Origin of the sequence: Actinacidiphila acididurans, from assembly GCF_016918855.1 — a bacterium.
Lineage (GTDB): Bacteria > Actinomycetota > Actinomycetes > Streptomycetales > Streptomycetaceae > Actinacidiphila > Actinacidiphila acididurans.
The window spans coordinates 28017-40484 of record NZ_JADKYB010000023.1 but is presented as its reverse complement, the minus strand read 5'-3'; the positions used below and the strand labels follow the sequence as shown (position 1 = coordinate 40484).

The 12468-nt window shown below is 74.7% G+C and carries 12 protein-coding genes; 4 read left to right on the top strand and 8 right to left on the bottom strand.

The features are described 5' to 3' along the window. Positions 1–195: 195 nt before the first annotated feature. A complete protein-coding gene (locus tag ITX44_RS32400; RefSeq protein ID WP_205361903.1) occupies positions 196–579 on the bottom strand; it encodes a DUF3037 domain-containing protein in 384 nt (127 codons plus the stop codon). Beyond that, positions 576–1397 carry a HipA family kinase gene (locus tag ITX44_RS32395; RefSeq protein WP_205361901.1) on the bottom strand — a complete coding sequence of 274 codons (822 nt, stop codon included), beginning with the start codon at positions 1395–1397 and terminating at the stop codon, positions 576–578. The genes ITX44_RS32400 and ITX44_RS32395 overlap by 4 nt, the downstream gene beginning before the upstream one ends. A 32-nt stretch (positions 1398–1429) precedes the next feature. Between ITX44_RS32395 and ITX44_RS32390 the strand changes: the two genes are divergently transcribed. Both ITX44_RS32390 and ITX44_RS32385 read left to right on the top strand, forming a co-directional pair. Then, positions 1430–3565 carry a S9 family peptidase gene (locus ITX44_RS32390; RefSeq protein ID WP_205361899.1) on the top strand — a complete coding sequence of 712 codons (2136 nt, stop codon included), beginning with the start codon at positions 1430–1432 and terminating at the stop codon, positions 3563–3565. 68 nt (positions 3566–3633) lie between these two features. After that, positions 3634–4146: a Rieske (2Fe-2S) protein gene (locus ITX44_RS32385; RefSeq protein ID WP_372441056.1), complete on the top strand. Its 513-nt coding sequence runs from the start codon at positions 3634–3636 to the stop codon at positions 4144–4146. Here ITX44_RS32385 and ITX44_RS32380 read toward each other — a convergent pair. Continuing rightward, a complete protein-coding gene (locus ITX44_RS32380; protein ID WP_205361895.1) occupies positions 4133–5083 on the bottom strand; it encodes a LysR family transcriptional regulator in 951 nt (316 codons plus the stop codon). The two genes, ITX44_RS32385 and ITX44_RS32380, sit on opposite strands and share 14 nt — an antisense overlap. Before the next feature lie 73 nt (positions 5084–5156). Here ITX44_RS32380 and ITX44_RS32375 point away from each other — a divergent pair, with 73 nt between their 5' ends. Next, entirely contained in the window at positions 5157–6113 is a 957-nt protein-coding gene (locus ITX44_RS32375; RefSeq protein ID WP_205361894.1) for a DMT family transporter, read from the top strand. 45 nt (positions 6114–6158) lie between these two features. On the opposite strand, the gene ITX44_RS32370 is transcribed toward ITX44_RS32375, so the two are convergent. Next, positions 6159–7490: an aminotransferase class I/II-fold pyridoxal phosphate-dependent enzyme gene (locus ITX44_RS32370; RefSeq protein ID WP_205361893.1), complete on the bottom strand. Its 1332-nt coding sequence runs from the start codon at positions 7488–7490 to the stop codon at positions 6159–6161. 35 nt (positions 7491–7525) lie between these two features. On the opposite strand from ITX44_RS32370, the gene ITX44_RS32365 reads away from it, so the two are divergent. Beyond that, on the top strand, positions 7526–8269 hold the full coding sequence (locus tag ITX44_RS32365; RefSeq protein WP_205361889.1) for a pyridoxamine 5'-phosphate oxidase family protein: 744 nt from the start codon (positions 7526–7528) through the stop codon (positions 8267–8269). On the opposite strand, the gene ITX44_RS32360 is transcribed toward ITX44_RS32365, so the two are convergent. The 4 genes from ITX44_RS32360 to ITX44_RS32345 all read right to left on the bottom strand — a co-directional run bounded on the left by ITX44_RS32360 (position 8230) and on the right by ITX44_RS32345 (position 12354). After that, entirely contained in the window at positions 8230–9180 is a 951-nt protein-coding gene (locus ITX44_RS32360; protein WP_205362065.1) for a DMT family transporter, read from the bottom strand. The genes ITX44_RS32365 and ITX44_RS32360 overlap by 40 nt on opposite strands. Before the next feature lie 731 nt (positions 9181–9911). Then, the gene (locus ITX44_RS32355) at positions 9912–10907 is read right to left on the bottom strand and encodes an EamA family transporter (protein ID WP_205361888.1); all 996 of its coding nucleotides are present in this window, start codon (positions 10905–10907) and stop codon (positions 9912–9914) included. A gap of 12 nt (positions 10908–10919) precedes the next feature. Further along, a complete protein-coding gene (locus tag ITX44_RS32350) occupies positions 10920–11549 on the bottom strand; it encodes a Clp protease N-terminal domain-containing protein (protein ID WP_372441055.1) in 630 nt (209 codons plus the stop codon). A gap of 73 nt (positions 11550–11622) precedes the next feature. Continuing rightward, a complete protein-coding gene (locus tag ITX44_RS32345) occupies positions 11623–12354 on the bottom strand; it encodes a pyridoxine/pyridoxamine 5'-phosphate oxidase (RefSeq protein ID WP_236062111.1) in 732 nt (243 codons plus the stop codon). Positions 12355–12468: the final 114 nt, after the last annotated feature.

Genomic DNA, 12468 nt, shown 5'->3' with positions numbered 1-12468 from the left:
CGTCGCGGCCGCGCTCTCACCTGCGAGTGAGCGACCGCTTAGTAGGTCCCGTAGCCGAAACCGTAGGAGCGCCGTGACCCTGTGTCAACGTCACCACGTCGGCCCGGCGCCCCCGGTGACCGCCGCCCCGCCGGGCCGGGGCCGGCCGCGCCTGCCGTACTCACCCGGCCGTACGGGCACCGCCAAGGCACCGTCTCACCGCACCAGCAGCGCCAGCAGCCGGTCGGCCTCCTTGTCGGGGTCGGCGGTCAGCCCGGTGTGGATCGGCCCGGGCTGCACAATGGTGCTGCGTGGAGCGGTCAGCCAGCGGAAGCGGCGGCCGGCGTCCTCCCCCGCGGCCTGCCCGGCCCGCTCGCCGCCGGCGCAGATGCCCTGGTAGCCGCGCAGTGCGGCGCGCACCCCGGCCACGTCCACGTCCGGGTCGAGGCAGAGCAGCCGCTCCTCGTCCAGGTGCACCCGGGCGCCCACGTACCCCTGCGCGCGGCAGTAGACCAGCACCCCGGCGTTGATCATCTCGCCGCGCTCGATCCGCGGCACCACCCGTACCAGCGCGTACTCGAAGACGTCGCGGCCGTTCACTTGGCGTTCTTCCCCTCGACCCAGGTGCGCAGCCACTGCGGCGGCGGTTGCTTCTGCTTCTCGGCCTGCTCGGTCCGGATCCGCTGGTGGATGCCGGCGGCCCGGGCGAGCAGCAGTTCGCGGTACGCCGCGCGCACGTCGTCGGGAGAGTCGAACCCGGGCTCGTCCACCAGCCACTCGTCCGGCACCAGGGCGGTGACCTCGGTCAGCAGTTCGTCCGTCACCATGGGCGCCAATTCGGCCGCGGCGGCGGCCGGGTCGGGACCGAAGCGGGCGAGGGCGTGGTCGGAGGCGTCGTAGGGGCGGTCCGAGGAGGCCGCCGCGGACTTCCAGTTGTGGTGCCAGATCAGTGAGGCGCCGTGGTCGATCAGCCACACGTTCTTGTGCCAGACCAGCATGTTGGGGTTGCGCCAGGACCGGTCGACGTTGCCGATCAGGGCGTCGAACCATATGATGCGTCCGGCGAGTTCGGGCTCGACCTCGAACACCAGCGGGTCGAAGCCCAGGGCGCCGGGCAGGAAGTCCATCCCGAGGTTCAGGCCGCCGCTGGCCTTCATCAAGTCCTGGATCTCCTGGTCGGGTTCGCCCAGCCCGATGACCGGGTCGAAGTCGAACCGCACCAGCTCCGGCACCCGCAGGCCCAGCCGTCTGCCCAGCTCGCCCGCGATCACCTCGGCAATCAGCGCCTTGCGGCCCTGTGCGGCGCCGACGAATTTCACGACGTAGGTACCGAGGTCGTCCGCCTCCACCACGCCGGGCACCGATCCGCCCTCCCGCAGGGGCGTGACATAGCGGATGCCCGTCACTTCTCTCAGCATCCCCCCAGGTTAACGGGGTGAAGACTGCCCTCATGGACACTCCTCGAACGGATTCGATCACACCGCCCGCCCCGCTCCCCGCCCGTCTGGCCCGCACCCAGCGGTTCACCCTGGGTGTGCCGCGCGCCTTCACCCTCTCCCCGGACGGGCGGACCGCGCTCTTCCTGCGCTCACGCGGCCCGTACGACCGCACCGGCTGCCTGTGGCGGGCCGAAGCGGCCGGCGAGCAACTGCTGGCCGACCCGGCCGCGCTGCCGGCGCCGGCGGGCGGGGTGCCCGAGGAGGAGCTGATACGGCGCGAGCGGGCGCGGGAGCGCAGTACCGGCATCGTGGCCTACAGCGCCGACGCGGCCCTGCGCACGGTGGTCTTCGCGGTGGACGGCGCGCTGTGGGCGCTGGACCTGGCGGGCGGCGCGCCGCGCCCGGTGCCGACGCCGGAGCCGGTGGTGGACCCGCGGATCGACCCGACCGGGCACCGCGTCGCCCATGTCGGCGCCGGTGCCCTGTACGTGACGGATCTCGTGGACGGCGCGACCCGCCGCCTGGCGGCGCCCGAGGCGGAGGACGTCACGTACGGGCTGGCCGAGCACGTGGCGGCCGAGGAGATGCACCGCCCGCGCGGCCACTGGTGGTCGCCCGACGGCACCCGCCTGCTGGTGGCGCGGGTGGACACCGCGCGGGTGCAGCGGTGGTGGATCGCGGACCCCGCCGACCCGTCCCGCCCGCCGCGGCCGATCCCCTATCCCGCGGCCGGCACCCGCAACGCGGACGTCTCGCTGTTCGTGCTGGGCCCGGGCGGCGCCCGCACCGAGGTCGGCTGGGACCGGGCGGCGTACGAATACCTGACCGCCGTCGCCTGGGACGGGCACGGGCCGCTGCTGGCCGTGCAGAGCCGCGACCAGCGCACCCTGCGCGTGCTGACCGCCGATCCGGACACCGGGACCACCTCGGTGCTGCACGAGCAGCGCGATCCCGGCTGGGTCGAGCTGATCCCGGGCACCCCCGCCAGAGCCGCGTCCGGCGCCCTGGTGCACACCGCCGATCGCGGCGCCACCCGCCACCTGACCGTGGCCGGCGTCCCGGTCACCCCGGAGGGGCTCCAGATCCTCGAGGTGCTCGGGGTCGACGGCGAGTCGGTGCTGTTCGCCGCGAGCGACGAGCCCACCGAGGAGCACCTGTGGTCGTACGATCCGGCGACCGGCCCGGTGCGGCTGGCCGGCACTCCGGGACTGCACACCGGGCTGCGCTCGGGCGGCGCACTGCTGCTGGCCTCGCACACCGAGGCCGGGCGGGACTTCCGGCTGACCACGGCCGGCGGGAGCACGCGTACCGTGGCCTGCCTGGCGGAGGACCCCGGCGCGGCGCGGCTGACCTGGCTGCGGGCCGGCGACCTGGAGCTGCGCACCGCGCTGGTGCTGCCGACCTGGTACGAGCCGGGCGGCGGCGCGCTGCCGGTGCTCATGGCGCCCTACGGCGGCCCGGCGATGCGGCTGGCGACCCGGGCCCGGCACTGGTGGTTCGCCGAGGCGCAGTGGTTCGCCGACGAGGGCTTCGCGGTGGTGATCGCGGACGGCCGGGGCACCCCGGGGCGCGGCCCGGCCTGGGAGAAGACGGTCCGCGGCGACACGCTGAGCGCGCCGCTGGCCGACCAGGTGACTGCGCTGCACGCGGCCGCGGAGCACTGCCCCGACCTGGACCTGGGCCGGGTGGCGATCCGCGGCTGGTCGTACGGCGGCACGCTGGCCACCGCGGCGGTGCTGCGCCGGCCCGAGGTCTTCCACGCGGCGATCGCCGGCGCGGCCCCCAGTGACCAGCGGCTGTACGACACCCACTGGCGCGAGCGGTTCCTCGGCCGCCCCCACGAGGAGCCGGCGGCGTACGAGCGGTCCTCGCCGATCGGGGAGGCGGCCGCGCTGCGCCGGCCGCTGCTGCTGGTGCACGGCCTGGCCGACGACAACGTGGTGCCCGCGCACACCCTGCGGATGTCGGCCGCGCTGCTGGCGGCCGGCCGGCCGCACCAGGTGCTGCCGCTGCCCGGCAGCACCCACTCCCCGTCCGACGAGGCGGTGATGGAGGGGCTGCTGAGGCACCAGCTCGATTTTCTGCGCACCTCGTTGAATGTTCCGCCGCGCACCGCCGTATCAACGGTCGTGCGCGGCAACGCGTGAACAATGACGCGGCCGGGTGGCGGTGTGGTGCCGCTCACCCGGCCCCGAGAGCGGACAGGATGACCGTCATGGCCGAAAACTCCGGATTCTCCGCCCCCTACACCCGGCGCAGCGTGGTCGCAGCGGCCGGCGGAGCAGGGCTCGCAGCCGTCCTCACCGCTTGCGGCGGTTCCAGCGACAATTCCTCGTCCTCGGGCAGCTCCCCCTCCACGTCGGCCACCGACAACGGCGCCGCGCCGTCCCAGTCGGCGACGCCGGGCGGCTCCACCACCTCCTCGGCCGCCTCGGGCGGCGGCACCGCGCTGGCGAAGACCTCGGACATCCCGGTGGGCGGCGGCAAGATCTTCGCCGACCAGAAGGTCGTGGTGACCCAGCCGACCGCGGGCCAGTTCAAGTGCTTCTCCGCGATCTGCACCCACCAGGGCTGCACGGTGGGGGACGTGTCGGGCGGCACCATCAACTGCCCCTGCCACGGCAGCAAGTTCCATGTGGCGGACGGCAGCGTGGCCAACGGCCCCGCCGTGTCGCCCCTTCCCCCGAAGCAGGTCAGCGTCTCCGGCGACCAGATCACGCTGGCCTGACGCCGACCTGTTCCGGAAGGCGGTCGGCCGGCCCGTACCCGGGGAGGCCGGCCGACCGCCGCAGTGCCTCGACGGCCGCCCGGATCGCCGGGCGGCGGTCCGCGTCCTCCCGCCACACCGCGTAGACGTGGCGCCGCATGGTGTGGGGCACCGGGACGATGCGTACCCCGGCCGGCATCGGGTCGCGGCCGAGCCGGGGCATCACCGCGACCCCCAGCCCCGCGCCGACCAGCGCCAGCACGGTCGCGTGCTCCTCGGCGTGGTGCGCGACCATCGGCTCGATGCCCTTGCCGCGCAGGGTGAACATCAGCCACTCGTGGCAGAAGCCGCCGTCGGGCCAGGTGATCCACTCCTCGCCGGCGAGGTCCTCCAGGTCGATCGCGGTGCGGCCCTCCAGGCGGTGGCCGGCCGGCAGCGCGATGTCCACGACGTCGTCGAACAGGGCCGCCTTGGCCAGTCCGCCAGGCAGCGAGAGCGGCTTGTTGTACCAGTCCAGGACCACGGCCAGGTCGATGTCGCCGCGGGTCAGCCGGGCCAGCGACTCGGCCGGCTCCAGTTCGTGCACCACCGTGCGCAGGCCCGGATGCTCGCGGCGCAACTCGTGCAGGGCGGCCGGGAACAGGCCGCGCACCGCGGTGGGGAAGGCGCCGGCGTTCAGTACGCCGACGGCCGCGCCGCGGTGCGCCTCCAGATCGGCGTGCGCGACCTCGACCAGGGACAGTATCCGTTCCGCGTGTCCGGACAGCAGCCGGCCGGCGTCGGTCAGCCGCACCCCGCGGCCGTTCTTGACCAGCAGCGGCTGGCCGGTCTCCCGTTCCAGCTTGGCCATCTGCTGGGAGACCGCCGAGGTCGTCACGTTCAGCACGTCGGCGGCGGCGCTGACCGAGCCGTAGGTGTCGATGGCGTGCAGGACCCGCAGCCGTTCCAGATTCAACATGTAAGTTATTCTACGTCGTCCATGTAAAAAATCTCGCTTGTGCTACGAGGTGCGTGGGCGCCATCGTAGGGCCATGAGCGCACCTGCCGAGAGCCGCACCCCTGCCGTGACCTCCGCCGCACCAGTGGCGGACGGTGTCCTGACCCGGTTGGGCCGGGGGCTGGACTGGCGGGTCCGGTTCGCCTTCCTCGGGCTGGTGTGGGGCTTCAGCTTCCTGTTCATGAAGGTGGGCAACGAGGCGTTCGCGCCGCTCCAGGTCACTCTGGGCCGCATGGTGTTCGGCACCGCGGTGCTGGTCACGGCGGTCGCGGTCAAGCGGGAGCGGCTGCCGCGGGGCGGGCGCACCTGGCTGCACCTGGCGGTGGCGGCCTTTCTGCTGAACTCGCTGCCCTTCTCGCTGTTCGCCACCGCCGAGCAGACCATCCCGTCGATGCTCGCCGGGATATGCAACGCGGCCACCCCGCTGTTCTCGATGCTGGTGTCGCTGGTCGCGCTGTCCGAGGACCGGCCGTCGCGGCAGCGGTTCGCCGGGGTCGGCATGGGCTTCGCCGGTGTGCTGATCGTGCTGGGCGCCTGGCAGGGCTTCTCCGGGCAGGACCCCAAGGGCACGCTGATGGCACTCACCGCGGCGCTCAGTTACGCGGTCGGCTGGGCGTATGTGCGCCGGACGCTGTCCAACCGGAGCGGCTCCAACCTGGCGATGTCGGCCGGCCAGCTCTCGCTCGGCACCCTGCAACTGCTGCTGGTCACGCCCCTGGTGACGTCGGTGCCCGACTCCTTCCCGGCCAAGTCCGTGCTGTCGGTGCTGGCGCTGGGCGCGCTGGGCACGGGGGTGGCCTTCCTGGTGCAGTACGGCCTGGTCGCGGAGAAGGGCCCGACGATCGGGTCGATGGTCACCTACCTCATACCGATCGTCGCCACGGCGGCCGGAGTGCTGCTGCTGGGCGAGTCGCTGAGCTGGAACGAGCCCGTGGGCGCGGTGATCATCCTGGCGGGTGCGGCGCTGACGCAGCGGCGGCCCAAGGGCTGAGCGGGCGGGATCCGGGTCCGGCCGCTCCCTTCCGGCGGGTGCGGGTCAGCCGAGGCGGCCGGTGCCGGACGGGCGCAGCACGTCCGCGACCGCGTCGGCGAGCACCGGGATGTCCGCGACGGTCAGCGGTGAGACGGTCAGGCGAACGCCGGGGGCCGAGCGGAGCCGGAAGCGGGCGCCTGGGGCCACCGCCCAGCCGCGCTGGAGCAGGCCGGTCACGGCTCCGGTCTCGTCGGCGACCGGCACCCAGACGTTCATCCCGCTGCGGCCGTGGGCGGCGATGCCGCGCTCGGTCAGCGCGATCACCAGGGTGTCGCGGCGCCGGCCGTAGGAGCGGGCGGTGGCCGCGGGGTCCACGGCGTCGTGCGTCCACAGGTGGACGAGGGTGCGTTGCAGCAGGTGGCTGACCCAGCCCGCGCCGAGGCGGTGCCGGCCGCCGACCCGGTCCACGGTGACGGGGTCCCCGGTGCACAGGGCGAGCCGGAGGTCGGGGCCGTACGCCTTGGCGACGGAACGCACGAGGGCCCAGCGGTCGGTGACGCCGGACAGGCAGTGCAGGGGAAGGTCGACCAGGCCGTGCGCGTGGTCGTCGTCGATGACCAGCACCTGGCGGTGGGCGGCCAGCAGCGCGCGCAGTTCGCCCGCACGGGCCGCGGACAGCGCGGCGCCGGTGGGGTTCTGGCCCCGGTCGGTGACGATCAGGGCGCGGGCGCCGGCGGCCAGGGCCCGGGCCACCTCGTCCGGGATCGGGCCGTCGTCGTCCACGGCGACCGGCACCGGGCGCAGCCCCATGGCCGGGATCAGGTCCAGCGCACCGCCCCAGCCCGGGTCCTCCACGGCGACCGCGTCGCCCGGCCGCAGGTGTGCGGCGAGCACACGTTCCATGGCGTCCAGGGAGCCGGAGGTGAGGCACACCGGGCCGGCCGGCACGCCGTCCGCGTCGAAGGCGGCGCGGGCCAACCGGCACAACTCGGGGTCCGCCGGGGGCTGTCCGTAGAGCGCGGGGGTCTGCGCGTGCCGGGCGGCGGCGTCGGCCAGCGCCTCGGCCAGCGGCGGCAGCAGGGCGACATCGGGGTTGCCGGTGGAGATGTCGCGGACGCCGGGCGGCACGTCGATACGGATCCCGTCGCGCGGTGTCGTGGCCGGCCGGGACCGCACCCGGCTGCCCCGGCGGCCCGCCGTCTCGATCACTCCGCGGTCCCGCAGCAGCCGGTAGGCGGCGGCCACCGTATTGGGATTGACGTCCAGTTCCCGGGCCAGTTCGCGCAGCGGTGGCAGGGCCTCCCCCGGACTCAGGGCGCCCGCGCCCACGGCGCGTTCGATATCGGCGGCAATTGCCGATGCGCCCCGACCAGTGAACCGATACTCTCCTAGCACAAATCACATTATGCACTAGTGCAAAGGAGGACGCCATGGTTTCCTCACCGCCGGCCGGCACGTCTCAGCCCGGGCCCGGAAGCGCGCCCGCCGCCTCCGTACCCGCCTCCACTCCAGCCACGTATCCGCCCACCGAGCGGACCGTCCCGACCCGGTCCCGCGAACGGGCCGCGTACGACCGGGACCTGGTGCACGCGATCCTCGACGAGGGCTACGTCTGCCACCTCGGCTTCGTCCGTGACGGCGCGCCGGTGGTGCTGCCCACGCTGTACGCGCGGCACGGCGAGCGGCTGTACGTGCACGGCTCCACCGGGTCCCGTCCACTGCGGGGCGCCCGGGCCGGGCTACCGGTCTGCCTGACGGTGACGCACGTGGACGGGCTGGTGCTGGCCCGGTCCGCGTTCCACCACTCGATCAACTACCGCTCGGTGGTGGTGCACGGCACGGCCCACGAGGTCACCGACCCGCAGGAGCGGGCGCTGGCCCTGGACGCGATCGTCGACCAGGCGATACCGGGCCGGGCGGCCGACTCCCGCCCGGCCAACGCCAAGGAACTGGCCGCCACCGCCGTCATCCGGCTCGACCTCGAGGAGGTGTCGGCCAAGCTGCGCACCGGCGGCCCCAACGACGAACCGGAGGACCTGGAGCTCCCCCACTGGTCCGGCGTCGTCCCGGTCACCCCGGCCTACGGCACCCCCCTTCCGGCGGACGACCTGCCCGGCTCCACACCGCTGCCCGGCTACCTCCCGCCGGCTTCGAGGTCGGCCCGGGGCCGCTGACCCCGGGTCTCCTCCCAGGCGAGGGCGGTCACCGCGGCGAGCAGGATGATCGTGCCGGCCACCGTGGCCGGGCCCAGCCGCTCGCCGAGCAGGGTCACCGCGACCACCGCGGCCGAGACCGGTTCGATCAGGGCGATCACCGAGACCGTGGCCGCCCGTACGACCGCGGCGCCCGCGAAGTACAGGGCGTAGGCGATCGCCGTGGGCACCGAGGCCAGGTAGCCGAGCAGGGCCAGGGTGCGGCCGAGACCGGCGGCGTGCGGCCACATCCCTTCCCCCGCCGCCACGGGCGCGAGGACAAGGGCGCAGATCCCGAAGGACCACAGGGAAGTGTCCAACGGGTCGGCGGCCCGACCGCGCTGCCCGTACCAGCGGGTGAGCAGGGTGATCCCGGCGTAGCCGGCGGCGGAGAGCACGGCGAGCACGATGCCGGCCGGTCGTACGGTCGTACCGCCGTCGCCCAGGACCAGGACGGCGAGTCCGGCGAGGGCGCCGGCCACCGCGAAGGTGCCGCCTCGTCCGAGCCGTTCGCCCATCGCGGCCCGGGCGGCGAGCGCTATCAGGACCGGCCCGGACCCGAGGGTGACCACGGTGGCGACCGCGAGCCCGGTGGCCCGGACCGCGCAGAAGTAGGCGGCCTGGAACAGGGTCAGCCCGGCGCCGGTGACCAGGACACGCACGGCCGCGGCGGCCCTGGTTTCGGGCGTACGCGCGCCGCCGCGGGTACGAGCGGGCCGCCTGCGCACGGCGCGTACCGCGAGCAGCAGCAGGAAACCGCCTGCCGCGCGCCAGAAGGTGAGAGCGAACGGGCCGAGGCCGCTGCCCCGGTACAGCAGTGCTGCGGCGGCCCCGGCGGTGCCCCAGGCGGTGGCCGCGAAGACGACGTAGGCGAGGCCGCGGCGAGTGGACAGGCCGGTGCCGGCCGCCCCCTCCGCTGTGGGCCGGGCATGGGCAGGCGCAGGCGGAACAGGTGTGACGGACAAAGGAGTTCTCCCGCAGGAGTGGTGAAGGGGTCAGGTCGTCACCGTCTGCGGGCAGCACCCACCGCCCGGCGGCATCCCGTACACATGCGTACGGAGCCCGGGCCGGGCCTCAAGCGATCGCGCCGCCCGCCCTCAGCGTGCGGGAGGCGGAAGAACAGTGGAGTGCATGCGGTCACCCTATCCCGGGCGGGCTGCTCAGGGGCCGAGTTCCGGCCGAAGCGCTGCCCCTGTAATGGCGGCCGTTCCCGGCCGCACCGACCACGGCTGCTCCCTGCCTCCGCCCCGCGAACTCAAGGCTCTCCGCACACGAAGACTCGCCCCCGGCACACCACCGGGGCGGAGCCCGGAAAGCGCCGCACCCCGCCCGCCTGTCCGGCCCGGCACAGCGATCACCGCGTGCCCCCGCCTCCGGCCTCTGCCCCACGAACTCGCGGTGCTCCGCACGCCACCGTGCGCCTCCAAGCAATCGCCCGGGCAAAGCCCGGAAGGAGCCTCACCCGTACCGGCGCCCTTCCCCGGCCGCACCGACCACGGCTGCTCCCTGCCTGCGCCCCGCGAACTCCCAGCTCTCCGCACACTCCCGGCACACCACCGGGGCGGAGCCCGGAAAGCGCCGCACTCCGCGTACTTGCCCCGCCCGGCACGTACGGCAGGCCGCCCTAGCCCCGCTGCGTCCCCGCGGCCGGCACCGGCGCGCCCGCACTGGAAGCGGACGCTTCCGATCCGGTCACCTCGATCGTGGTCCCGGACGACGTCCGGGCCGTCTGGGCGACGAATGCGCCGGTCAGGACGAGGAGGCCGCCGAGGATTTGGGGGGTGCCGAGGTGTTCGTCGAGCAGGATCCAGGCCAGGACGGTGCCGACCACGGCTTCGAGGCAGGCGACCACGCCGGCGACCTGCGGGGTGAGCCGGCGGACGGCGTGCACGCCGGTGAGGTAGGCGAGAACGGTGGAGACGAGGACGATCCAGGCGACGAGCAGCACGGCGGGCACGTCGCGGGTGCCGAGGGCGGCCTGGTGGGTGACGGTGTGCCAGGTGATGTCCCAGGGCCGGGCGATGACGGTGAGCACGAGGGCGCCGGCCAGCAGGCCCCAGGCGATGACGGCGACCGGTTCGGGCGCGTCCGCCTCCTGGGTGCCGTGGTCGGCCAGGACAAAATAGGCGACCTGGCAGCAGGCCGCGCCGAAGGCGCAGAGCAGGCCGAACGGGGCGAAGGCGAGGCCGGACCAGATCTCGACCACGGCGGCCATGCCGGCGACGGCCAGCACGACACCGGTGACAGCGGCCCGGCTGACCGGGCGGCGCTGGACGAACCGCACCCAGCCGAGCAGCAGCGCGGGCCCGAGGAATTCCACCAGGATCCCCACGCCGACCGGAATCCGTGCGATGGCCACGAAATAGAGCGCCTGGCAGCCGACGATGCCGAGCAGCCCGAAGCCGGCGACCAGGCCGGGCCGCAGCCGGGGCAGCGTGCGGTGCCGCAGCGCCACCGGCAGCAGGACGAGCGCGGCGCCCACCACCCGCAGCCACACCACGTGCAGCGGGTCGAGGCCGGCCTCGATCAGCGGCTTGGCCGCCACCCCGGAACCGCCGAAGGCGACGGCCGACACCAGGGCGAGCCCGAGACCCGCGTTCCTCCCCGTCGTTGCGCGCATCCGCACATGATGTCAGCTCGCGACAGGACCGTCACCCCGATAGCGGCTGTCATCGCCGGGGGTGCGCGGCGCCCCCAGGTCCCCGGGACCGGCGGCCCGCTGCCGTCCCTCGGCGAAGCCCCGTGGCCCGGGCTCGATCCCGGCGGCCCGCAGCACCTGCATCGCCCGGCACCGGGGATCGGCGGCGAGGGCGTCGAGCAGGTCGGTGCCGCCGGCCCGGTCCCGGCCGTCGCGCCGTGCGGTGGCCATCGCGGCCCGCATCGCGGCGGTGGCCGCCGGGCTCCAGCCGGGGGTGACGGCGGTGACCAGCGGCAGCGCGCCGGAGTTCTCCACCGACCCCGACCAGCGCATGCCGTAGCCGATGCTGCGCTGGACGAGGTAGCCGAGCACCCGGTCGATCCGGCCGGTGCCGGCGTCGCAGGCGGCGCGGGCCGCCGGGTCACGCTCCAGCAGGGAGTGCAGCAGGTGGGCGGTGTCGACCTGCCGGTCGCCGTCGCGGACGGCACGCCGGCGCGCGCCGGCCACCACCGCGCGCATCTCGACCGTCAGGCGAGGGTCGTCCGCCGGATGGTTCAGGTCGGGCGGCGGGCGTCGGCTGTTGTACACAACTGCCACCCCATCAGGCCACCGCCGTCCGCGCATCGGCTCAGCGGGGCATCTGTGCCACGCTCGCAGGAGGAGACGGACCGCGTGTCGTCTCCTCCCAGGGGATGAGTCATGGCCACAGCAAACTCCGGGTCCAGCCCGGGTCGTTGCGCGCATACCGTACCCGTACGTGGAAGCGCCGCGGGTCGCCCTGGAAGAACTCCGCTTCCTGGGCGCGCAGTCGGTAGACGGTGTGCGTGTCGGGTACCCGGCCGGGATCGGCGGCCAGCAACTCCCGGGCCGCCTCGTGTGCGCGTTCCCACTCGGCGGGCCCGGACAGCGGCTCGCTGACCGTACCGGTGAACGCGCCGATCCGCGCGGCCTCGCTGCGGCCGAGGAAGTCCTGCCGGGTGGCCTGCTCGTCGCGTACGGTCACCGGTCCGCTCAGCCGGATCTGCCGGCCCTGCGCGGGCCAGTACCAGGTCAGGGCCGCGCGCGGATTGGCCGTCAGGTCGCGTCCCTTGCGGGCCCGCACGTCGGAGGCGAAGTCGGCGGCGCAGTCGGCGGTGTCCAGGCCGCGCAGGATGAGCACCCTCGCGCTGGGCTCGCCGTCCGCGCCGGCCGTGCTCAGCGTCATCACCTGCGGTTCGGGCACGCCGCCGGCCAGCGCGTCGGCGAACCAGGCGGCCAGCAGCGGTCCCGGGGCGGCGGGCGCGCTCTGCGGGTCGAAGTCCGGCAACGGCCCGGCCAGCACGGGTGCCTTCCGCAGCATCGCCAGCAGTTCCGCGTCGCCGGGCACCGCCCGCTCCCCCGCGCCGCCGCTGCCCGTACCGCCACTGCCGGTGCCGCCACTGCCGTCCATGCCGCCTCCGCCGTCCGTGCTCCCGCGTCGCGCGCGTGCCACCGTTCGCCGCCCGCGCACCCGCCACCGTATGCGACCGGCAGGACACGGCCCGCGCGCCCGGCCGACGGGCGC